This window comes from Desulfosporosinus burensis (genome assembly GCF_054657535.1).
Map to the genome: position 1 here is coordinate 184,890 of NZ_BAAHYN010000008.1, position 21,993 is coordinate 206,882.

Below are 21,993 nucleotides of genomic sequence, written 5' to 3' on the forward strand. Positions count from 1 at the left end.
AATGAAGATGGGTTATCAAATTAATGAAGAAAAAGTATTTAATTCCGGGCATGCTGCCTGTCCTGGTTGTAGTGAAGCCTTGGCTATGCGTTATATTGTGAACACTTTGGGACCGGATACGATCGGAGTAGTGCCACCTTCTTGTATCGCCATTATTTCCGGTCCGCAACCCTTAAGTTCGATGCGTATGCCAGTTTATCAAACAACTCTGGAGGCCAGTGCTGCCTCGGCGACGGGTATCGCCCGAGCGCTGAAAGCAAAAGGGAACGACCATACTAAAGTTGTCGTTATGGCCGGTGATGGCGGAACCTATGATATTGGCTTCCAGTCTTTATCCTCTGCGGCCGAGCGCAATGAAGATTTTATCTACGTTTGTTTGGATAATGAAGGGTATATGAATACAGGATCACAAAAAAGCTCGGCAACCCCTTACCTGGCATACACAGCGTCTACTCCTGCGGGTAAACAAACACCCAAGAAGAATCTGGCGGAGATTATGGCTGCCCACCGTATTCCTTATATGGCTACAGCAACCACGGGTTATCCTGAAGATCTAGCGCGTAAGGTAGCCAAGGCCAAGGAAATGAAGGGGTTACGTTTTATTTTAGTTTTGGCCCCCTGCCTAGATGGTTGGGGTTTGGCAGACAATGCTGGGCCGAAAGTATCCCGTTTGGCAGTAGAATCAGGGGTTTTTCCATTGTATGAAGTAGAAAATGGAGAGCGTTATACACTGAACTTCGGTTCTAAAGGGACACCTGTTTCACAATATTTAACGCTGCAAAAAAGGTATAGACATCTTAACCAAGCTCAGATCGAGGAAATTCAACAAGAGGTTGGTCTGGAGTGGCAACGATTACAAAGAAAACTGGAGACTTGATTGCGTTTTCCCTATCATTGTCAACAATACCTGCAGGACTTGAGATTTAGTTTAGTTGAACGAGTTCACTGAGAACACAGGCTTTATTGTGGGACTATTGGTGATTAGGGGGGTGAGAAACCGGATTCCCATTACCATAGGAAAATAGAGAAGGGGGTATAGTTCATGAGTAAATTAGTATTAAAAAACGGTCGTTTGGTGATTCCGGGGCAGGGTATCTTTGAAGCCGATGTGGCAATGGAGAATGGTAAAATTGTAGCGATTGGTACAGATTTAAGCGGGGACGAAGAAATCTCAGTAGCTGGAAAGTATGTTTTACCTGGTCTTATTGACCCTCACATTCACTTGGGAATATTTGGCGATTTGGCTGAAGAGATGGAAAAGGAAACAGCATCTGCTTTAATGGGCGGAATAACGACCGTCGGCGCTTTTATGGGGGGCCCGAATCCCTATATGTCTTATTTTAAAGATGTCATAGATCTCGCCAATGCTAAGGCTGCCGCTGATGTCTTTTTTCACTTAGCTATTATGACTCCCGAACAGCAAAGTGAAATCTCTACCTATGCTAACGAACTCGGTATTACCTCGTTCAAGATGTACATGTCAGGAATCCCCGGACTCATTCCAGACGTTAACGATGGCTTCATGCTCCAAACCCTGGAAATTGTAGCAGCTTTAGGAGATAAGGCCATAGTTTGTGTTCATGCTGAAAATCCTCATCTGATCAAGATAGCTACTGAAAAAGTCCGGGCCAGGGGTAGCGAAACCCTTGCTGATTGGGCAGATACACATCCTAATGCTGCCGAAGAAGATGCAGTGCGGAGGGCAGCTTATCTCAATGATCTGGCAGGAAGTCGAATGTATATTGTTCATGTTTCCACGGCTGAGAGTGTTAAGGCTTTGGCGGAACTGAAACCACGCTACCCCAAACTTTTTGCGGAAACTACCTCACCTTATCTCTCCATCGATAAATTTAGTCCCTTGGGGTTAGTAGCCCATATGATTCCACCTTTCCGAGATCCGGAAAGTGTAGATGCCCTCTGGCAGGGGCTGGCTAGCGGCTTGTTGGATACTGTAGGTACGGACAATGTTACCTTAACCTTAGATCTGAAGGGTGCGGAAAAAGGAATTTGGGGAGCTATGCCTGGATATCCAGCGGTAGGGACGAGTTTGCCGGTAATGTTAAATTATGGAGTCAATGAGCGTGATTTTGATCTCATACGCTTAGTAGAAGTTATGAGCAAAAACCCAGCCGAAATCTACGGACTCTACCCACGCAAAGGGACCATTACACCTGGGAGCGACGCTGATTTAGTAGTAGTGGATCTTGATTTAGTTAAAACAGTGCGCCATCAAGATCTAGGCTCCAGAGCTGATTTTAGTCTGTATGATGGTCAAGAACTTCGTGGTTGGCCAATAATGACGATCAAAGGAGGAAAGGTCGCTGTCAAGGATGGACAAATGGTCTCTGAGGCAACAGGTCAATTCCTGAAGAGAAGCCTATAGGATTGATTCAGGAAGACGACGAGCTAAGTCTGACCAAGGTTAGGTTAGGTTAGGGCAAGGAGTGAAAGAAGGAGGTATGGACTTTGCGTCAAGCTGAATTAACGGCCCAGAAGGACTACTGGGTGAAAAGTGCCTGTAAAATGTGTATTCACAGTTGCGCAATTAGGGTTCACGTTGTAGATGGGGTCGTTTTAAAAATCGAAGGGGATCCCGATGATATTAACAATAAGGGAAAGCTCTGTCCTAAAGGGCAATCGGGAATCATGCGACTTTACGATCCGAACCGGGTCAAAACTCCTTTAAGAAGAACTAACCCCCAAAAGGGAATTGGGGTCGATCCTAAGTGGGAGGCAATTTCCTGGGAAGAAGCTTATGATATTACTGCCAAAAAACTCAAAAAGATTCGAGAGGAAGATCCACGTAAGTTGTTAGTTTCGATCAATGACTTTCATCGTATCCACATTTGGGGATGGGGTGCGGCTTATGGATCAGCCAATTATTTTTCGACAGTCGGGCAATATTGTGGGGCGGCCTATCATCCCGTTAATGGAACCTTAGATGGCTCATTTGCAGCGACGAATGACTATGAATATTGCAATTATTGGATTCAAATCGGAGGCGGTGACGGTTTTTCTTCACACTTGCATGTCGCTGGATCCATTAAACGTATGGCAGAGGCTAGAGTTAATCGGGGAATGAAAGTCGTAGTAGTTGAACCTAGAATGTCTACTGGCGCAGCTAAGGCCGATGAGTGGATACCTGTACTGCCCGGCACGGATCGAGCCTTTGTCTTAGGAATGGTCAATGTTCTGCTTCACGAATTAAATATTTACGACGCTGGATTTATTAAAAAACATACAAATGGTCCTTACTTAGTTGGGCCTGATGGTAATTTTGTTCGTGACCCAGAGAATGGCAAAGCCTTAGTTTGGGATACAGGGTCAGATTCTGCTAAAGTCTTTGATGACGAGAGTATCCAGGAATATGCCATTGAAGGGAACTATGTAGTCAATGGCCTTAAATGTCGACCGTCTTTTCAAGTTATTAAAGATACTTTAAAAGACCATACGCCAGAGCGTATGTCCAAGATTTGTACGATACCTGCTGAAACCATTAGGCGGATTGCCCGTGAATACGGAGAAGCGGCCCGGATTGGTAGTACGATTGTGATCGAAGGGAAGGAATATCCGTATCGTCCAGCAGGGGTTAATTACTACCGTGGAGCCATTGGGCATGTTGACGGTGGTCTTGATTCTTTAGCCATGAAATTGATCAATCTAATCATTGGGAATATCGATGTACCTGGAGGTCACATCGGGGTTGGCTTAGATCATCGTTGTTTAATTGTGGAGCCGGGAGCAGACGGGATGATTAAGCCCCAACCCCATCTTTTGCACCCACCCTACGCTTTTGCTGACAAGCCTTACAGCTTCCAACTGATGGAATGGTTTCCGATTGGAATTGACCCTGGACACCTTGGCGCGGATAATATTTTGCATCCAGAGAAATTTGGCTTTGACTTTAAACCTGAGGCCTTAATTATTCAGCATTCTAACCCAATGTGGAATCTTTCAGCGACAGATAAGGTGGTCGAAGTTTTTAAAAAGTTAGATTTTATTGTAGCTATTGATGTGGTCCTCAATGAATCTTCGGAATGGGCCGATATTGTCTTTCCTGATCATACCTATCTTGAATCTCATCTCTTAGTCGATATAGAGCCGCCGGTAATTACTGGTCACGTTTATCGACGTCCGGTCATTGAACCTCTCTACGATAGTCGAGATGCAACGGATATTTTAACTGAATTGGCTGCGCGAATTGGGTGCTTAGAACAGTGGAATGGCTTATTGAATTTCACGGTCTTCTTAAAACCCGAGTATTACTTGGAACCGGATAAAAAATATACGAATCTTGAGCTGACGGACCGTATGGCTAAGAGCATCTATGGTCCTGACCATGGGCTTGATTGGTTCCAGGAAAATGGTCATGCCACAAGACATCAGACACCAGAAGAAATGTATTTACCTTATCATGGTCATCGGATTCCCATCTATTTCAACTTCTTTAAAGACACTGGTGATGATCTTCAAGCCAAGATGAAAGCTGCAGGACGGAAATGGGATACTTCCATGTATTTACCGATCCCAGTCTGGCGGGACAGTCATCCTTTGCACAACATTGCCCCGGAATTTGATTTATACGCTTTTGCCTTTAAAGAGACCTTGCTCAATTTCTCAGAAAGCAATTCTATACCTTGGATTAATGAAGCTATGGAGAATATCCCCATGCATATGGGGGTCATGATTAATACGAAAACGGCCAAGGCCAAAGGAATTAAAAATGGTGACAGCATTAGGATTACTTCTCCGTTTGGCGAAGTCACTGGCCGGGCTAGCGTGTTGGAAGAAATCCATCCGGGGTGTGTCGCTATGTCAAACGGTATCAGCAGCTGGTCTAACCATCCCATTCCCAAGGTGAAAAGGCAGACTCATTTTAATCGATTGCTACCTGCTGATCTCAAATGGACCTGCGGGATGACAGGGCACCTGGAAACTTCAACCAAGGTTAAAATTACTAAAATTTGAGAAGGGGGGTGACACTAATGCATTTGGGAATGGTTATTGATTTAAAAAGATGTGTGGGCTGTCAAGCCTGTACTATTGCTTGTAAGTCGGAGAATGGTACACCGCCAGGGGTTCTCTTCACGAAAGTTTTGGAGCAAGTGGCTGGGGAATATCCTATAGTCAAGAAAAAATTCATACCTGTCTTATGTAATCATTGTGAAGATGCACCGTGTGTAAGAGTCTGTCCGACAGGGGCTACTACCAAGCGAGAGGACGGAATTGTCTTAGTAGACGACAATAAATGCATAGGATGCAGGGCATGTTACGTTGCTTGCCCTTATAAAAACCGGATCTTCCTCAAGAAAGGTTCCTTGAAAAATGGCTATCACGGTAAACAACTGACCCCCTATGAACTCGTGAAATATCCAAAGTGGCAGGAAGGGGTCGTCCTGAAATGTACGTTCTGTGTAGAACGGGTGGATCAAGGCTTGGATCCCTCCTGTGTTCAGACTTGTCCTGCTGATGCGCGTATCTTTGGGGATTTATCTAACCCAGAAAGTAAGGTAAGCCGTTTAATCCGTCAGCGGGGGGGCTTTCAGCCCTTATCTGAGGATAACACGGAACCTTCCGTTTATTATATTGAATAGGAGGTGTTTAAATTGCCAAAAACCATGCCTTTGGTAGGTAATGAATTTGTCTCCGGTTTTCGTCTCCAAACAGAATGGGCAACTTTGATAGCAGCGGCGTTCTTTTTCGGAAAAATAGGTTCAGGGTTATTTTTAATGTCAGTTTTTCTCACGAATTCTTGGATAGGTGCTTTAGTGGGTTTATTGATTGTGCTTGTCGGTAAAGGGGGTGCCCACCTGCTCTATCTGGGGAGACCGGAGCGATTTTGGCGAGGTCTTATGAAACCTGGAACATCCTGGGTTGCTCGTGGATTTTGGGCTATGATGATCATGATGGTCTCAGGAACACTCTTTTTGATTTCGCCAGCAGGGAGTGCTGCTAGTTCGGTATTCGCTTTGATTGCAGGGCTAAGTGCTTTTGTTGTGGCGATTTATGACGGGTTTCTCATGAACTCTTCGCCTTCTATTCCTTTATGGAATACGGCCATGATGCCTGTGCTCTGCTTATTTTACTCTTTGCTGGGCGGAACAACGCTGACTCTTTTCCTGATTGAGTTTGGCTTCGCCGAAGTGGCCATTGCAACTGTCTTCTTAAGTAATATGGAAATAGTCCTTTTGATCACAAATCTGATTGTCATAGGACTCTATTTACTGAGTATGACCAATGCTACGGCTGCTGCCAAAGAATCACTGCGCTTGCTAGTTAGCGGAACTTACGCCATACCATTTTATGTCCTAGCCCTCGGTTTTGGGCTTGTATTTACTCTGCTAATGTCTTACTTTGTGGGTACAGCTGGTGGCGCGGGAGTCGTTGGTTTGATTACTGCCGCTGATCTTGTAGGGCATTACTTCTTATTTTACCTCTTGTTAAGGGTCGGTGTTTACAAACCAGTCTTGGGTCAATTAACAATGTAAGCTTCCGATGATGGTTTTCACCAAGATATTATTAAGTACTAGCTGGGTGGTGCACGAAAAGACGTGCCCACCCTTATAGTTTATATGTCCCGAACAAGTTTACTGGTGTTTAGTCTAAGGTCAATAAAAACGAATACTCACAATATATGCTCTATTCACCGGATTAACATAGTGCTAATATTAAACTTGGGAACCTTTTGTTGCACTCTAGGAATCAGATTTCCAAAACTTGCTTCCATTGTTCCTTAGATATTGATTCAAAGGGGACGGCAGAATGCTTACGAATAGCGTCTTGGACTCAATGCACGACGGTGTCATTATAGTTGCTATGGATTCGACAATACTCTATGCCAACCCAGCTTACACCCGTAGTTTCGGGGTTCAAGTTGAAAAGGTTTTGGGACGAAAGGTCTCTGAGATTGAGCCTAATTCCCACATTCTCGATGTGTTACGGACGGGAAAGCCTGTTGTTGATGACCACGCTCATATAGTTTCGGTTGGCATTGATATTGTCGCTAATATTACACCTATTTTTGAGCAAGGAATAATGACGGGTGTTGTCGCTATTTTCCGCGATGCAACCGAAGTATTGGCGCTCAAAGATTTGGTGACGAGGTATCATTCAGAACTATTAGAACTACGCACAAGGTTGTTGGACGTGGAGGATGTGGTTTGGGACAGTCCTGCAATGAGGAGAGTATCAGAATTGGCCCAAAGAGTCGCTATGGTTGATTCCACTGTCTTGATTTCCGGTGAATCAGGAACGGGCAAAGAGGTCGTGGCTAAATTGATCCACCGAGTCAGTCAACGCCACGAAGGACCTATGGTGGCCATAAACTGCGGGGCTATACCGGAAAACTTATTAGAGTCCGAACTCTTTGGTTATGAAAAGGGAGCTTTCACTGGGGCTGGCCGGGAAGGCAAAGTGGGTCTACTTGAGGTAGCTGACAAAGGGACCATTTTGCTGGATGAGATCGGAGATTTACCGCTCAGCCTTCAGGTTAAGATGCTTAGAGTGATCCAAGAGCTGCGTTTTATGCGCATAGGCGGGGTTAAGCAGGTAAAGGTGGACATCAGATTTATTGCTGCTACTAATCGAGACCTTAAGGCTATGATTAAACTAGGGACCTTCCGCGAGGACTTGTTTTACCGGTTAAATGTGGTGCCTATTCACATTCCACCTCTGAGGGAACGGAAAAGGGACATAGCCGGCCTAGTCAGAACCTTTCTCCAGAAGTATAACGAAAAGTATCATATCGAGAAGAAAATTCTGCCTGAAGTAATACGCTATTTCGAAACCTCATATGACTGGCCGGGTAATGTCCGGGAGTTGGAAAACGTTGTTGAGCGTCTCGTGGTATCTTCCCCCAGTGAGGTTATTAAGCTGGGCGACGAGGTCCTGAGTGATTATTTTGACCTGCAGAGTGACCAGGAAAGTCGCGTGCTGGTAAGCGGTTTAATGGACCTGAAAAAAGCGCGAGAACTTTTAGAACAGGAACTAATCCATAAAGCCGCTCAGGTTTACAGTTCGACACGCAGCTCTGCAGAAGCCTTGGGCATGGATCATTCAACAATCGCTAGGAAAGCTAAGAAGTACGGGATAAAATTTCGAGGGGATTGACTGACTGACACTATTAACTAGGTATTATGAGTGAGAGTATCCGTTTGTCTAACTGATCAATAAGGTTAGGGCAAACGGTTTTCTGTTTATTGAGACAAGACAAGACGACCGTTCAGAGAACAGTTGTGACTATTTGTAAGATTATTCAGAGATTATCTACCAAAATATGGGCTATGATTCGTAGAAATGTACATATACAGATCAATAGATAGAAGATAGTATTGTTTATAACCTTGGAATGGAGCCAAAAGGAGCAGGGATTAAATATAATAACGTTAGCTCCCGAGGAAAAGAAGAAATGGGACGACCTTCTCCAACCTCTTCAAGCGCAGGCGGTAAAAGCAGCTGCAGAAAAAGGTTTACCTGCTGAAGAAGATAAGACTAAACTCTTTGAATTGATTGCGAAGTATAGTAAGTAAGAAATATAGGGCACTTTTCTTTCCTTTGGATTGAAGAAGTGTCCTATATTAGAAATTATAGCTATTATTATCGGGAGATTGGGGGGAAGTTTCTTAATGCAGAATGAAAATGATGTGCAAGTTCAAAGTGTTGGTGAGGTGCCTAATATGAAACCTGTGGGGCGTGTGATTGAGGTTATAAATAAAGTGATCGTCATATTTAATCAGGGGTTAACTTGGCTGGCCGGACTTGCATTAATTCTCATGCTAATTGTCGTTGTTGGAAATGCTCTGATTCGGGTTATTTATCGCCCATTTGCGGTATGGCAGATACTACAGTCTTGGCCAGTGCTGGATTCGCCGCAATTTGCGGTTCCAACTCGGCTACGGCAGCTACGATGTCGACTATAGCGCTACCTGAACTCAATAAATACAAATATGATTCAGCCTTAAGTACAGGTTCTGTAGCTGCAGGCGGGACACTAGGGATAATCATTCCACCCAGCACTGTTTTGATTGTTATTGCAATCCAGACGCAACAATCTGTTCGTCAGTTGTTTGCTGCCACTATTATTCCTGGTATAATGCTAACGCTGCTCTTCCTGGCCACTATTTCCTATCTGTGTATGCGTAATCCTGAACTCGGTCCGGCTGGGCCAAAAACACCGTTTAAGGAAAAGCTGCTTTCTCTGAAAGGAGTAATTCCGGTCTTCTTACTGTTTTTCTTTGTTGTCGGTGGGCTCTTCCGGGGCTGGTTTACCCCCACCGAATCGGGGGCCTTTGGTTCCTTTGGGGCAATTATCTTAGCCTTGAGCATGCGTAAATTGACTTGGGAAAACTTTCGCTTGTCCGTAGCCAGTACACTGCGTTCTTCAGCGATGGTTATCCTGTTAATTGTTAGTGCTATGGTTTTTGGCCGTTGAGCATTGACAAAACCACAAACCACAAACCACCTCATAAAGCTTCCTTCTTGAAAAGCCACTGTTATTGAAAGCTAATTTGGAGTTCTTTGCCGAGTGCATTGGCTACCTTAGCTAAAAGCTCTATACTAGGATTATACTCGCCACTTTCTAACCGTGAAATTGCAGATTGTTTTGTATTAATCTTTTCAGCCAGTTCTTTTTGGCTTAAACCCTGTTCTAATCGAAGTCTAATAATTTCGTGTTTAATATCATAGAGGACTTTGAGATCTTCATATTCCTTTTGAACTTCCGAATTTTGAAGCAATTGTTTTTTTACTTCATCATGATTCACTTTGCTCACATCCTTTAAGATAATTGTTTAACCGTTTTATCGAAATATCTAAATCTGTTTTAGGAGTTTTCTTCGAAGTCTTTCTAATACCATGAAGTAGGATGAATTTACCATGATCGAAACTGAAATAGAAAATCCTAAAGTTATCTGTACTTTGTTTGATACGAAGCTCCCATAATTTATTATAAGAGCCTTCAAGCTTTTTTATATGAGGATAACCGAGATAAAGACCGAACTGTTCAAAAAGGTCAATCTCTCGCAAGATTTTGGCCTGTGCTTTGGAGGGGAGTCCACTAATAAACTCTATTACAGGACAGTAGCCTTTTTCAGTATAGTATTCAATCTCGTACAAATTGATCACCTCGAATTCGTAGTTTAATGATATCACGTATATGTTATGATCTCAAGCGCAGTGGAACGATCAATGGCTTTAATATTTTAAGGGCAGAGAAAGTAGATTAAGAAATATTCTATACGATCGAAGGAGATCATGAACTAAACGTTGATGATGAGGTACTAATTGAGATTGACTGGGAAAAACGGTATCAAATAATGAGACTACACTTTGCAGCCGAGACTATCCTAGAACTTGTTAACCAGAAATTCGACCGTCCAGACAAAATCGGTGCAAATATCACGGATACAAAGGCTAGAGTAGACTTTATTTGGAACGGAAACATATCCGAAATATTTACTTTTCTACAAAGTGAGGCAAGTCGGATAATTGAATCAAATTTGCCTATAACTAGTGATTTTAGTGACGTAGAGAAGGAAGAGAGGTATTGGGAGATTAATGGTTTTGGAAAGGTACCCTGCGGAGGGACACATATCAAAACGACAGGTGAGATCGGTCGGATCAAGTTAAGACGGGATAATATAGGAAAGAACAAAGAAAGAATTGAAATTGCTTTGTTCTTTCCTTAAAAGAGGTCGACATCGTACAACAGTGAATTCCTAAAATCTGAGAGGATATGAATGTAGTAACCAGAGTTCGGGAATTCACGGAACGTTATCGAAACCGTACGCAAGATAGCATGGTTAAATGGGTTCATTTTTTAGAGAATAACTTTGTTAGCTATTAGCATAAATAGGATAATGCGATGTTCATTGGAAAATCAGTTTTTTACGGTATTTGGATAATACGAAGAAAATAAATACCGTTGAAAGGGATATCTTTCAACGGTATTTGCTTAAATAACACTCCCAATAGACTTTCTGTTAATATCTGGGCAATTTACCTTGTTCCAGATAATAATTCTCAACGCCTATTTCCTTCATTCGATTGTTTCGCTCCAGCCATCTTTCTCTGGTCTTGCCTTCAAATTGTTTGTCGCATGGATACTGGTTGCATTCAAAACAAAAATCCACACCATGTTGTCGATGACAAGTTTTGGCATGGCATTCGATAGGGCACCGTAAATTATCACTCCGGCAACCACCACAAGCTCCTTGGGCAAAGTGCTGTAGAAATTCGAGAAATATAGGATATTCATTAAAGAGGGGGTTATTTACCGACTTCAGACTTGCCACTCGTTCATAACCTCTAAGCAGATATGCCAGTCTCGCACTTAAGCTCTTGATCTCGCCATTTTCATAGTCCGCGCATCTTGTACAATCCAATCCACAAACAGCTAATTCACTTCTAGTCTCACTATTCATCCTTTTATTCCCTCTCTCTTCTACTTATCACACAGAGTTTCAAAGTTCTTAACCCTCGGCGACTCCAGGACGACCTTGAAGCGTCATCATCGTTGCTGTCATTGTGGCAACCAATTTGGGCTCTTCTGAACCTAGAGCAAAAACTTCGCCTGAGCAAACAGTTATCGTCCGCCCCGGCTTGACTACCATCCCTCTGGCTACAAACCTTTCGCCCTTCGCTGGGGCAAGAAGATTAACCTTAAATTCAACTGTCAGGACCGAAGCGCCGGCAGGCATTAGACTCAAGGCCGCATAACCGCAGGCGCTATCAACGATGGTTGTTATAATGCCCGCATGCAGGAAACCGTGTTGTTGGGTAAGATTATCACGAAACGGAATTAAAATCTCAACTTCACCCGGAAGGACCTTAACGAGTTCCGCACCGATTAGATGCATTACCGATTGCTGGGCAAAACTTGATTGAACACGGTTTGCAAAATCAGAGGTTTGTGTGGGAAAACCACTTTTTGATTCCGCCATATTGCTCACACCTTTCTTATATATTTCACAACTTACATGGCTTGTCCGCTTCATGAAAAAAGCCGATTATAAGGAGTACTGTCTTTTGTCACTATTCCTCCCTAACTTAGGGATGACCTATATTCAAATGCTGTTATTCCATATATACTTTTAAAATGCTTATTTAAATGTGTTAAATCAACAAAACCACATTCTGCTACTGCCGAATAAACATCTTTGTTTTTTTCTATTAACTGCTTTGCAAGTTCTACCCTGCAGTTTAGAAAATATTGATATGGCGAAATTCCAGTACCGGCTTTAAACATTCTGATAAACTGAAATTTTGAAATATCAAGTTCTCTACAAATGTCATCAAGTCTTAGCGCAGTAACACCAGTTGATTTTTTATATATAAATCTATCCATATGAATCACCTCTTAATTAGCTCAACTACCCCAGATGCCATTATCGCAGAATAAACTAAAAATAATGCCATAACTATATTAACAGTCTTTTGATATTTCTTCAAAAATTCCTTGAACATTACACCGAAGAGAACCCATGTAACAAATGCGCAAAATCCAATAATTGTTATAGCTGCAGCAAATACTGCAAGTGCAGGCGGAGCAGTATAGTATGGCATAACAAAGCTTGGAATTACTGTCATTGTGAACAGTTAAACGAAATTAATATTGTTTGCGTAACCCATGCAAATTGTTATCCAGAATTAGTCAAGTTGTCGCTACCGTTTGTTCTTGGCTTAATATTGTGGAGGATACGAAATGAATGTTGTATATTCGTTAGTTATTCGTATAATAGCAGATTACTAGTCAAGTAATAAAACCCGCTCCATTGAGCGGGTTTCCTGCATAACCAGTTTAAATTTTCTCCGGCGTAGTATTAAAGCAATACGAACATTTCGGACAAGTCACCTGGAGTGTCCCTTTATTAATAGGAACTCGCATCTTAGTCTTGCATTTTTCGCATTCAATAACCCTATGATCGACTAGCTGTAGAATCCGTACCTGATCGAATCCGACTACTAACTCATCCCCAATCAGAAAAGAAGGAACCCCGCTGACGTTTCTGCGGATTAACTCCGCGCGGGCTTGCTCATCACGGTTGATATCCTTTTCCACAAAATGAATCTTATGCTGCGAAAGAAACTTCTTCGCTGTATAACAATGCGGTCAGGTTTGTGTGGTGAATATGATGACGTTCTTCATAGAAACATACTCCTTTCTCTTTTGCGTATGCTCAACAGAATTCTTATTGCCTACAAGTTTTTTCAGCATCCAAAAACCCGAAGGCTGTGTAGACCCTACTGCTGACGGTGCCGCTACTTTTACTAGTACCGATATTGACTGCAGTAAACCGCTGGCTGATCTTAGGACTTTGATAGCGCAACACGTCTGCTTTCCTTTTGGCTGATACACTGCAGTATACAGAGAATTTCTCTCTGCATTCCTGGCAGAGCAGGTCATACCTTAGTATCGGTATGATGTTTCGTTTCCTTACTAAAGGACGGTTATACCCCTAAGGGGTATAACTAATTATAAATCGGGTTCTCTTGTATGTCAATCCGCCGTTTGGTGCTACCGACATAATAAAACTAAGGGATAATCCTTTAAGCAATAAAGGCATACTTCTTTCTCATTATTAGGCTTCACATATTCTCCATACAAAGGTCACAAACTGGTTACAATTATATATTATGATAAAAAACAGAGATAACAATCCGCTAGTTTAGCGGTTGAAATATTGAACTTCTTTTCATTTCTACACCTCCTTTTTTCCTATACCCCTCCTAGTGAGGGGATTTTTATTGTGGAAAGTTAGATTCATTTATTTTGCTGTTGACGGATAAATTTGAACTTGAAACATAATGACATAATTGTTTCAAACTTTTGACATACTTATGACTTACACTTTTACTATAATTCGATCAAAGAAACAAACATAAAGGAGTGTATTAACAAATGAAAAACTTTAAATCTTACATCGCAGTCGCCACTATCGTAGGAATCTTAGGGGTGACAGGAACCGCCTTCGCAGCATTAACAGGTCAGACTCCAGCAGAAATCACAGCAAGTTTAACAGGTCAAACAGTCGAACAAGTTACCGCACAAAGAGCAACAGGGATAACTTATGGATCAATAGCCAAAGAAGCTGGCAAGTTAGATGAGTTCAAAGCTGAGATTCTTGAGCAAAAGAAAGCAATCCTTGACCAAAGGGTCACCGATGGTAACCTCACTCAAGAACAAGCAGATGCAATTTACAACGCAATAGTGACGAATCAAGCGACTTGTGACGGAACAGGAAGCGCAGCCATAGGAAAGAGCATGGGAGCAGGATTTGGTCAAGGTCAAGGAATGGGTCTGGGAAATGGCCAAGGTATGGGGCAACGTAATGGAGGAGGCTCAAGGGGTGGAATGGGCAGAGGCGCTGCTTAGAATAACTAAGTAATATGTTAAAGGCTCAGCGTAATTTTCACGCTGAGCCTAATTTAATGTCCTAATATTTAGATAGCTACTCGGTAAAATTAAGGCACCCGACGGCTTGAAGGGTTGTTGGGATTAGGTTTCTTAAGTGAGGTGAGAATGATAACATTAGCCAAGCAGACGTATTTTTGGCACTTTGTACGTAAAGCAATCTATGAGGCTGGCGCCAAATTATAAATAGTGGTCCTCCATACCAAGCCTGAATCCAATCTTACGCTATGTCGAGGACCCTTTCGGTGGGCCACCTTTATTCGCGGTTCCGCCCTTGGAAATGGATGTAGTCTTACTTCACGCCAGCCAAGCCGATTGTTACGGCAATGTACAACATCTGGGAGCGACCTTTGTCGATCAGCTTCTAGCCCAGGCCGGCAAGAAGGTTATTGTCCAAGTGGAAAGGATTGTCTCTTCAGAAGAGATCAGACGCCACTCGGAAAATACTTCCTTAACCTGTGAATTTGTGGATGCTGTGGTTCTGGCACCCTATGGCGCTCATCCTATGGCTTCTCAAAACCATTATCGGGTCGACGCCGAATTTCTTAAGGAATATGTGCGGGTGGCTAAGGCCTGTGTTAAAGGGCAGCCTGGATTATTTGAGGACTTTGTGACTAAATATCTTGATAACCCTGGGGGACACACTGATTACTTAGGTATAGTGGGGTTAGACAGATTATTTAGCTTGGGAGAGGGGGTCTAATGCTTGTGAAAATGCAGGCTACAGCCAAGGAAACTGCTGCCGTGTTTCTAGCTCGGCAAATCAACAATGAGGATTATATATCTCTCGGTACCAATTTGCCTGTGACCGCTGCAGAGGGTTAAAGATTGATGATTTTGCTTCCCGGATTAGTTTTAACTTCTCCGCCCATATGAATTTATTTGAAGAAGTCGCTAAATTTAGAGCTGCTCGGCGGATTTGGGCTAAATTGTTGCGCGAACACTATGCGGCTATGGACCCAAAATCCTGGAAGATGTTGTTCTTTGCTGGTACAAGCGGCAGTACTTATACCGTTCAACAACCTGAGAACAATATTGTGCGTGGCACCATTGAAACTCTGGCTATCGTTCTAGGAGGAGGGCAGGCCTTGACTGTCAATACCAAGGATGAAGGGCATGCCATCCCCTCAGAGAAGGCAACCTTAACCGCCTTACGGACCCTACAAATTGTAGCTGATGAGTCAGGAGTAGCAGACACTGCGGATCCCCTAGGTGGTTCATATGGCGGAGATCCTATTTCTGGAGTGAGAAAGTGTTGAGTTTGTTTGAGAATGACCTCCAGAGCGGCTCAGTTCATTCGTACCCAAATTAGCAAACCGGTTGTTTGAGTAAGTTGAAGCTCAACGATGTTGTAAATGCACGCTTGCCTGGCGGTATTGGATACGGAAACTCTAGGGAACGTGACCACGAAATGATTAAACAAGATGTGGTAAGGTTAGTTTGCTGAATGCTAAGCAAATATATGGAGGATACCCAGAGGGCTGGGTGGGTCAAATTGGAGTGGATTAAGAATGGCTAGTATTCTTGACCAACTGGCCTGGGATAGTGATACAGGCGCTATAACGTTTAACGGTGTACGTTATCTCTTAATTCGGCCAGAAACTCTTGGGTTGCCAGATTGGCTGGGGTCGCTTCGTCCTTGAAGAGCTCAGTCAAGACAGATTGGTAGTTAAGCTTTGACCAGATGAAGGTAGGCGTTGAGTTTTATATCGCCTCACGTACAATTACCAAGGCCGATGTCGTTAGCTTTACCGGGCTTTCCGGAGACTATAATCCTTTGCATACGGATGAAGAATGGGTTAAGGCCAATACCAAGTTCGGTGGACGAATTGCCCATGGAGTCCTAATCCAAGCGATCGCTACTGGATTGGCTAATCAACTCGGGATTTTTGAAGGAACGTCGATTGCTGTGATTGAAATGACCACCCGTTTTTGGGGGCGGTACGTTTTGGAGATACCATTTGTACTATTTTGAAAGGCCGATACATGAATCTTAGTCAAGTGGGAGCTTAAAGGGTCAATTTTTGCATTGTAAGAGAAAATTATTGAACAGTCCAGTTGTCGCATAATCACACCGGCTGTTGTATTAATGCAACAGCCGGTGCGCTTGCGAAGAATGTAGTGCCCTCGGCTCTAAAAGACAAGTTAGCGTCGCATTTTCGCACCAGATGTTATAGAGAACTCATTGTTTCAGCGACTCTTGAGTTGGCATGATATTTGCATTAAATACTGTTCAAAGAAGTCTGAAAAGTGAATAAACAACAATTATAATGGGGGTGCGATTTTATGAAAAAGCCTGGCGAAGAAAAGTTAAGTTATTTATTTCAACCTGGGAAGATCGGCAAATACACCACGAAAAACAGAGTTAAGTACGGAGCTTGTTGAGTCTCCAATTACAACACCCGTGATGGTGTTATTACTCCAAGGGAACTCGCCCGAGATAAAGTTATTGCGGGAACGGGTTGTGGAATTATTACGAACCAAGGTGCCTATCCAGATCCCTTAGGGGAAGGGAAATCGTATTTTCGCCAGATCGCTTTGTTCGATGATAAGTTTTTGCCCCAATTTGAACAAATTGCAGGTTATATCCATGATAACGAGGCAGTGGCCATTCAGCAGATTTTGCATGCTGGCAGGTATGGGGGAATTGACCTAGGTTATTGTGTCCAACCCTCGGTAGTACCTCAAACCCTACCCCATTTCCGTCAGCCCCGGGAAGTAACTAAAGAACAAATTAAAGCCATGGTAACCCAACATGCAGAAGCAGCTAAACGGGCGATTAAGGCTGGTTTTGACGGCACAGAAATCACTAGTTTTATGGGTTATCTATTAGCGAACTTTAATTCCAAGTTCACTAACCGCAGGACGGATGAATACGGTGGTTCAGTAGAAAACAGGGGTCGTTTCATGCGGGAACTGATCTACGCTATCAAAGAAGCCCAAGGGGATGATCATCCATTAATCGTCCGCCTCAATGGGGCCGAACTTATGGACGCGCATGGTGGCAACACAGAGGATGAATGTTTTGAACTCATGAAGATGGCCGGAGATGCCGGAGTAGATATGATCAGTGTAACCGTCGGTTGGCAAGAAGCACCGGAATCTTCCATCGGGCGGGATGTTCCTCCCGGTCACTGGAACCGTCTAGCCATCAGGGCCAAAAAACTTTTACCGAATATACCCATAACCTTCGGGGTACGGTTACCTAATCCAGTGATGGCCAATCAGAACATTGCCGATGGCGAATTCGACTATTGGGAAGTTTGTCGGCCAATGCTTGCAGAGCCGGAACTTTTGCATAAAGCAGCAGAGGATCGCCTGGATGAGGCAAAACATTGCTTAGGCTGTATGAATTGTCTAGCCCGACTATTTAGAGATCTACCTTATCTCTGTACCAATAATCCTGCCTTAGGCCATGAAGTTGAACCGGAATACCATATTACTCCGGCTGTGGTTAAAAAGAAGATTATGGTTGTCGGAGCAGGGCCAGCAGGGATTGAGTGCGCAATAACCGCAACTAAGCGAGGGCATGATGTTACAATTTATGATAAGAGTGACAGCATCGGCGGTGGTCTTGTAGGCTATGCAGCCTATGACATTGCCAATAAAGAGGACCTCCAAAGCCAAATATCCTATTATAAAACCATGCTCGATAAGTTAGGAATCAAGGTCAACCTCAATACCGATGTAAACCCCAAGCTTATGAGAAGTGTTCTTCATCAATATGATGTCGCAGTGCTTGCCGTGGGAGCTGGAGTTGATATGAGTGCCATCCCGGTACCGGAACAAGAAGGGGTATTAGTAATGGCTGCCGATGTTGCTAGAGGAAAGGTTAAAGTGGGGCAAAAGGTGGTCGTATTAGGGGGCGGCAAGATTGGTTTGACCTTGGCGGAAGGCCTTACTCAGGAGGGTAAAGAAGTCACCATTGTGGAAAAGGAAAAACGCATTGCCGGCGATGTCATCCCCACTTGGAAATGGCGGCATTCCTCTTGGATAGACCAACTGAAAATAAGGACCTTAACTCTTTGTAAACCGATAAAAATCGGAGCAGGTGGAGTAACCGTCGTCAATGACAAAGGGGAAGAGATTTTTGTCGAGGCAGATACGGTGATTGTTGCCTCACCCAGAAAGCCAAATCAAGAGTTGTTCCAAGAGTTTGAATTTATGGTTGATGAGTTACACGGGATTGGTGATGCCTTAGTTCCCAGGGGACTCTTACAGGCTATTCATGAGGGATATCGTTTAGGCGTACGGATTTAGATGAGAGATACGGGGGTGAGCTATCGTGGTATCAACAGTCTACGAAACGTTTTTAGATGCTGAAAGCTGGCAAGCCATACTTGACCGCAGGCAGGAGATCTTTACCGATATGCTACCAGGAGCCAGCTTAGGGATATTGCCCAAAAAAGAGTTTGAATCCCCCGTTGGAACCATGTTGATCTGGCGAAGGCAAGCCGATAAAATGATAGTTGATTACCAATCCTTTACAGGTTTTCAGAATGCCAGTGTAGACCTATTGATGATAGCTGATGATGCAGCCCTAGAGTCCCTGCAGAGTAAAGCACAAGATAATCCCTTTCATGAAATGAGAGAACAGATTCGCCAGGGCAATATCCTCTATTATGTCATGAAAAACAAGAATGAACTACTAAACTTAGGCTATGAAGAGTTAGTAGAGGTTTTAGGGATTCCAATTCTGGGGGCTTGTCGTTAACCTTGAAACTGTCTGGGAGAGTTTTGAGTAGGCTTGAAGGAGCAGTGGTAGAAATGATTTTTTTAAATCCAAGTGGGGCCCCGGAACTCGGCTGTAGTGAGTGTAGTTGCCGTTGGTATGACCGTTTAACGAATAGTTGCTATGAGTGTGGCCAGGTAGTTTCGGAGGAAGAAATTGCGGAATATCAGGCAGCTTTGGAATTGTTTTATGCCGAAAGAGGCATTAAACCTTAAATCGCCTAAGGAGGAGTAAGCTTGTCAGAAGTAAATGCTGATGTTATCAAGAAGCTGGAAAGAGATTGGCGTTCCATGATTTTCATTTCCCATGATTTTTTCCATCGCTGGAGAATGGTTCTGGAGGAAAAATTTGGAGCAGAGGAAACCGTCGCCTTAGTAGATCGCTTTTGGGAATCAGTTGGAGAGGGAACTGCGGAAAGTTATCTCAAGCGAGGACGAGATACTGCGGACCTAGAACAAATAGTCAATGCCTTTGTGCGAGCTAGTCTGGTCATGGGTGAAAGAGCTAAATCGGTTAAAGAAGGAAATGACGTTCTCCTCATCCATGATAGCTGTCCGTGGGTAGGTTCTTACAAGGATTACGGAGCACCGGGACAATGTCAAGCAGGGTGTGACAAGTGGTTTGAGACGGCGCTCAAGGTAATCTCACAGGATTTCACTGTCCGAACAGATAGCTGTTTGGCTTCTGGTGAAAGCACCTGTACCCGACGCTACTCTAGAAAGAATAATGGATAATTAGTCGGAGGGATGAAAGCTGGTGTGATTATTAGATCAGCCAGCTTTTCCTTATATATCTTAAGTGATTTTACGTAGTATACAGTGAATTGACTAATTAAGTATATTCAAAATCAGTAGCGTTGCATCAAACTAGATCGAGTCATGTCAATAAAGAAAATGCTTTCTCTATAATTACTTAATATACCATTATTGGTGTATACATCCATGTGGTTTTTCCTCCCATAGGCCAAAGGAGCGTTGACATAGAAGGTAGTTCTTTTCCACATTTTTACATAATATAACTTTAGGGGATAACGGGATCGTAGGTTAAATCATTGAGCCAATCCGTCTCTTCATTCATAATCTGATGCTCTGTCATTTTGTAAATACGATCATAGTTGATTCTCCGAGAACCGTTTCCCCATTTTCGCCGAAGCTTTTCTAGAAACGAATCATAGCTTTCAAATAAACAAGAGATAACGCTTCTTTGCAAATTCAGTAAGTCTCTTTTATCCTCGATTTCAAGTTTTAGAAGAACGAGTGCGCAATAAGTCATGAGTGCTAAAAGTAACTGGTTAATAACTGATGTCTCACTTGTGCCGTAAAAATGTTTGATCTGAGCGTGTTGTTTCAGCCACTTAAAGAACAGCTCTATTTGCCAGCGATACCGGTAAATCTCACCAAATTCCTCGGCACTTCGATTAAAGTCATTCGTGACGATGGAAAAGGGTTCGTTGACCGAATCATCAATGGTAATGACACGAAGTTTATGCTTCATTTTTCGGCTGTTCGTTCCAAGAATAACATCAACGTCTTCTTCAATTGGACCATCTTCTTCAACGTTTCGTTGTCCAAGAAACTCAACCACAGCATTCTCTTTAAGGCGAGTTACAAATCGAATACCCTTTTCACAGTAGTCATCAAATAGTTTGTAATCCACGTAACCCCGGTCAAAAATATTAAGGGCGTCAGTATCTTTGACAATCAGTTCATCCAGTTTCTTCTTGTCTGCCGTCTTTGCCGGAGTAATAATCACTGCGTCAGGGACAGCCATTCCGTCGAAACTTAGTCGCAGATGCATTTTGATTCCGGCCTTGGTTTTTCTAAACACAGCCCAAGGATACTTAGAAAGGCACAAGCTTATCGTAGATGCATCAATCATGAACAGGTTTCCAAGGCGTTGCTGGATCAGTCCGAACCCTTTTTTCTGAGCTACTTCGTTTAATAGGTTTTTAAAAAGCATTTCCGAGACTCTAACAGGAAGAGTTCTAAGTCTTCGTGAAATTTGACTATGACTAATGCTTTCTAAGCCAATGGTACGACTGAAGTCATTACTTTGAACACTGGCACTGATTTTTCGTAAAGCTTTAAATTCTTGGAGTTGAGCATTACTGATAAGTAACGCGAGTTGGTTTGTTTTAAGTTTTTGGACTCGCTTATCAAGGTCTGGAACTTCTTGATGAATTTTAGTCCAAATATTTTTAGAAAAAACCGGTTGAAACAGTTGCATAAATGTGGATTTTGTAGTATTCTTGCCTTGCATTTTTTATCTCCTTATGATTAGAGATTTGGGCAAGAACTACCCTAACTCTAATTATAAGGCTTTTTTTATGGTTTTGACAGGAATAATCAGGGATATCTGCAGTTTACGCCATTTTCCGTTGGTTTTCTTTGTAACATAGAATTTGACTTTTGCGTAAAAGCTTTATGCAACGCTACTGATTCAAAATATTAACCAAAGTATTTCTCTAAGCATCTGCCATTACAAAGCCTAAGAAGCGCGTTATTAAATCTTTGACGATTACAGATCTAATAATGAATATGTAATCGAGCAAAAACTAAAAAAAAGCTAGAATTTAATCTTGTAATCTTAGGCATCTTGCATTAAAATACAGATAACTAAATATTCGTTTGTTACTGGTGCCCTTGAATGAGGGAGAATAGGGAACTGGGTGAAAATCCCGGACGGACCCACCACTGTAAAGAGGAGACTTATGCATTGCCACTGGGAAACCGGGAAGGCGTATAACGTTGATGATTCTGAGTCAGGAGACCTGCCTGTAACGTATTTAAGAACATGGATTAAGGTAAAGTTCATGGTCAATCTTCTTTCCAACCTTGAGTTGAGAAGAAAA

The 21,993-nt window shown here is 42.9% G+C and carries 28 protein-coding genes and 1 riboswitch; of the genes, 20 read left to right on the forward strand and 8 right to left on the reverse strand.

The genetic code is table 11. From position 1 onward, the window contains the following. The first annotated feature begins 1 nt into the window (after position 1). The 9 genes from ACYQ3Q_RS15680 (at position 2) to ACYQ3Q_RS15720 (ending at position 9,430) form a co-directional block, all read left to right on the forward strand. Positions 2-877 carry a thiamine pyrophosphate-dependent enzyme gene (locus tag ACYQ3Q_RS15680; protein ID WP_459929474.1) on the forward strand — a complete coding sequence of 292 codons (876 nt, stop codon included), beginning with the start codon at positions 2-4 and terminating at the stop codon, positions 875-877. A gap of 165 nt (positions 878-1,042) precedes the next feature. Then, complete coding sequence (locus tag ACYQ3Q_RS15685) at positions 1,043-2,383, forward strand: dihydroorotase (RefSeq protein WP_459929475.1); 1,341 nt, start codon at positions 1,043-1,045, stop codon at positions 2,381-2,383. 83 nt (positions 2,384-2,466) lie between these two features. Then, positions 2,467-4,968 (forward strand): molybdopterin-dependent oxidoreductase, encoded by a 2,502-nt coding sequence (locus ACYQ3Q_RS15690; RefSeq protein WP_459929476.1) that lies wholly within the window; start codon positions 2,467-2,469, stop codon positions 4,966-4,968. Between the two features lie 17 nt (positions 4,969-4,985). Continuing rightward, entirely contained in the window at positions 4,986-5,594 is a 609-nt protein-coding gene (locus ACYQ3Q_RS15695; protein WP_459929477.1) for a 4Fe-4S dicluster domain-containing protein, read from the forward strand. 12 nt (positions 5,595-5,606) lie between these two features. After that, positions 5,607-6,488 (forward strand): NrfD/PsrC family molybdoenzyme membrane anchor subunit, encoded by an 882-nt coding sequence (nrfD, locus tag ACYQ3Q_RS15700; RefSeq protein WP_459929478.1) that lies wholly within the window; start codon positions 5,607-5,609, stop codon positions 6,486-6,488. A gap of 274 nt (positions 6,489-6,762) precedes the next feature. Further along, positions 6,763-8,109 (forward strand): sigma-54 interaction domain-containing protein, encoded by a 1,347-nt coding sequence (locus ACYQ3Q_RS15705; protein WP_459929479.1) that lies wholly within the window; start codon positions 6,763-6,765, stop codon positions 8,107-8,109. 221 nt (positions 8,110-8,330) lie between these two features. Continuing rightward, entirely contained in the window at positions 8,331-8,528 is a 198-nt protein-coding gene (locus ACYQ3Q_RS15710; protein WP_459929480.1) for a hypothetical protein, read from the forward strand. A gap of 96 nt (positions 8,529-8,624) precedes the next feature. Further along, on the forward strand, positions 8,625-8,918 hold the full coding sequence (locus tag ACYQ3Q_RS15715; protein WP_459929481.1) for a hypothetical protein: 294 nt from the start codon (positions 8,625-8,627) through the stop codon (positions 8,916-8,918). Further along, positions 8,831-9,430 (forward strand): TRAP transporter large permease subunit, encoded by a 600-nt coding sequence (locus tag ACYQ3Q_RS15720; RefSeq protein ID WP_459929482.1) that lies wholly within the window; start codon positions 8,831-8,833, stop codon positions 9,428-9,430. Before ACYQ3Q_RS15715 ends, ACYQ3Q_RS15720 begins: the two co-directional genes overlap by 88 nt. A 61-nt stretch (positions 9,431-9,491) precedes the next feature. On the opposite strand, the gene ACYQ3Q_RS15725 is transcribed toward ACYQ3Q_RS15720, so the two are convergent. Both ACYQ3Q_RS15725 and ACYQ3Q_RS15730 read right to left on the reverse strand, forming a co-directional pair. Then, positions 9,492-9,761 carry a helix-turn-helix transcriptional regulator gene (locus tag ACYQ3Q_RS15725; protein ID WP_459929483.1) on the reverse strand — a complete coding sequence of 90 codons (270 nt, stop codon included), beginning with the start codon at positions 9,759-9,761 and terminating at the stop codon, positions 9,492-9,494. After that, complete coding sequence (locus tag ACYQ3Q_RS15730; protein ID WP_459929484.1) at positions 9,751-10,113, reverse strand: type II toxin-antitoxin system RelE/ParE family toxin; 363 nt, start codon at positions 10,111-10,113, stop codon at positions 9,751-9,753. The genes ACYQ3Q_RS15725 and ACYQ3Q_RS15730 overlap by 11 nt, the downstream gene beginning before the upstream one ends. Positions 10,114-10,313: 200 nt before the next feature. Between ACYQ3Q_RS15730 and ACYQ3Q_RS15735 the strand changes: the two genes are divergently transcribed. Next, positions 10,314-10,685 carry an alanyl-tRNA editing protein gene (locus ACYQ3Q_RS15735; RefSeq protein WP_459929485.1) on the forward strand — a complete coding sequence of 124 codons (372 nt, stop codon included), beginning with the start codon at positions 10,314-10,316 and terminating at the stop codon, positions 10,683-10,685. 294 nt (positions 10,686-10,979) lie between these two features. Here ACYQ3Q_RS15735 and ACYQ3Q_RS15740 read toward each other — a convergent pair whose 3' ends face one another. The 5 genes from ACYQ3Q_RS15740 to ACYQ3Q_RS15760 form a co-directional block, all read right to left on the reverse strand. Next, positions 10,980-11,420: a DUF3795 domain-containing protein gene (locus ACYQ3Q_RS15740; RefSeq protein WP_459929486.1), complete on the reverse strand. Its 441-nt coding sequence runs from the start codon at positions 11,418-11,420 to the stop codon at positions 10,980-10,982. Between the two features lie 48 nt (positions 11,421-11,468). Beyond that, the gene (locus ACYQ3Q_RS15745; RefSeq protein WP_459929487.1) at positions 11,469-11,939 is read right to left on the reverse strand and encodes a PaaI family thioesterase; all 471 of its coding nucleotides are present in this window, start codon (positions 11,937-11,939) and stop codon (positions 11,469-11,471) included. A gap of 101 nt (positions 11,940-12,040) precedes the next feature. Beyond that, entirely contained in the window at positions 12,041-12,343 is a 303-nt protein-coding gene (locus tag ACYQ3Q_RS15750; protein WP_459929488.1) for a helix-turn-helix transcriptional regulator, read from the reverse strand. A gap of 5 nt (positions 12,344-12,348) precedes the next feature. Further along, a complete protein-coding gene (locus ACYQ3Q_RS15755) occupies positions 12,349-12,585 on the reverse strand; it encodes a LysE family translocator (RefSeq protein WP_459929489.1) in 237 nt (78 codons plus the stop codon). 211 nt (positions 12,586-12,796) lie between these two features. Then, positions 12,797-13,144 (reverse strand): glutaredoxin family protein, encoded by a 348-nt coding sequence (locus tag ACYQ3Q_RS15760; protein ID WP_459929598.1) that lies wholly within the window; start codon positions 13,142-13,144, stop codon positions 12,797-12,799. A 753-nt stretch (positions 13,145-13,897) separates the two neighbouring features. On the opposite strand from ACYQ3Q_RS15760, the gene ACYQ3Q_RS15765 reads away from it, so the two are divergent. From ACYQ3Q_RS15765 to ACYQ3Q_RS15810, 10 genes are all read left to right on the forward strand, one after another. Next, entirely contained in the window at positions 13,898-14,371 is a 474-nt protein-coding gene (locus tag ACYQ3Q_RS15765; RefSeq protein WP_459929490.1) for a DUF2680 domain-containing protein, read from the forward strand. A 256-nt stretch (positions 14,372-14,627) separates the two neighbouring features. Then, entirely contained in the window at positions 14,628-15,113 is a 486-nt protein-coding gene (locus ACYQ3Q_RS15770; RefSeq protein ID WP_459929599.1) for a CoA transferase, read from the forward strand. Beyond that, complete coding sequence (locus ACYQ3Q_RS15775) at positions 15,113-15,235, forward strand: hypothetical protein (RefSeq protein ID WP_459929491.1); 123 nt, start codon at positions 15,113-15,115, stop codon at positions 15,233-15,235. The genes ACYQ3Q_RS15770 and ACYQ3Q_RS15775 overlap by 1 nt, the downstream gene beginning before the upstream one ends. A gap of 47 nt (positions 15,236-15,282) precedes the next feature. Continuing rightward, positions 15,283-15,669 carry a methylmalonyl-CoA mutase family protein gene (locus ACYQ3Q_RS15780; RefSeq protein ID WP_459929492.1) on the forward strand — a complete coding sequence of 129 codons (387 nt, stop codon included), beginning with the start codon at positions 15,283-15,285 and terminating at the stop codon, positions 15,667-15,669. A 252-nt stretch (positions 15,670-15,921) separates the two neighbouring features. Further along, entirely contained in the window at positions 15,922-16,053 is a 132-nt protein-coding gene (locus ACYQ3Q_RS15785) for a hypothetical protein (protein WP_459929493.1), read from the forward strand. A 41-nt stretch (positions 16,054-16,094) separates the two neighbouring features. Continuing rightward, entirely contained in the window at positions 16,095-16,385 is a 291-nt protein-coding gene (locus ACYQ3Q_RS15790) for a MaoC/PaaZ C-terminal domain-containing protein (RefSeq protein WP_459929494.1), read from the forward strand. Positions 16,386-16,858: 473 nt separating this feature from the next. Continuing rightward, positions 16,859-18,670 carry an oxidoreductase gene (locus tag ACYQ3Q_RS15795; protein WP_459929600.1) on the forward strand — a complete coding sequence of 604 codons (1,812 nt, stop codon included), beginning with the start codon at positions 16,859-16,861 and terminating at the stop codon, positions 18,668-18,670. A 25-nt stretch (positions 18,671-18,695) separates the two neighbouring features. Beyond that, positions 18,696-19,124 (forward strand): hypothetical protein, encoded by a 429-nt coding sequence (locus ACYQ3Q_RS15800; protein ID WP_459929495.1) that lies wholly within the window; start codon positions 18,696-18,698, stop codon positions 19,122-19,124. Positions 19,125-19,147: 23 nt separating this feature from the next. Then, positions 19,148-19,357 carry a hypothetical protein gene (locus tag ACYQ3Q_RS15805; protein ID WP_459929496.1) on the forward strand — a complete coding sequence of 70 codons (210 nt, stop codon included), beginning with the start codon at positions 19,148-19,150 and terminating at the stop codon, positions 19,355-19,357. A 21-nt stretch (positions 19,358-19,378) separates the two neighbouring features. Continuing rightward, positions 19,379-19,876 (forward strand): L-2-amino-thiazoline-4-carboxylic acid hydrolase, encoded by a 498-nt coding sequence (locus ACYQ3Q_RS15810; RefSeq protein ID WP_459929497.1) that lies wholly within the window; start codon positions 19,379-19,381, stop codon positions 19,874-19,876. Between the two features lie 286 nt (positions 19,877-20,162). Here ACYQ3Q_RS15810 and ACYQ3Q_RS15815 read toward each other — a convergent pair whose 3' ends face one another. Then, complete coding sequence (locus ACYQ3Q_RS15815) at positions 20,163-21,401, reverse strand: IS4 family transposase (protein WP_459926809.1); 1,239 nt, start codon at positions 21,399-21,401, stop codon at positions 20,163-20,165. 358 nt (positions 21,402-21,759) lie between these two features. Beyond that, a riboswitch (cobalamin riboswitch) is annotated at positions 21,760-21,934 on the forward strand. The last annotated feature ends 59 nt before the right edge of the window (positions 21,935-21,993 follow it).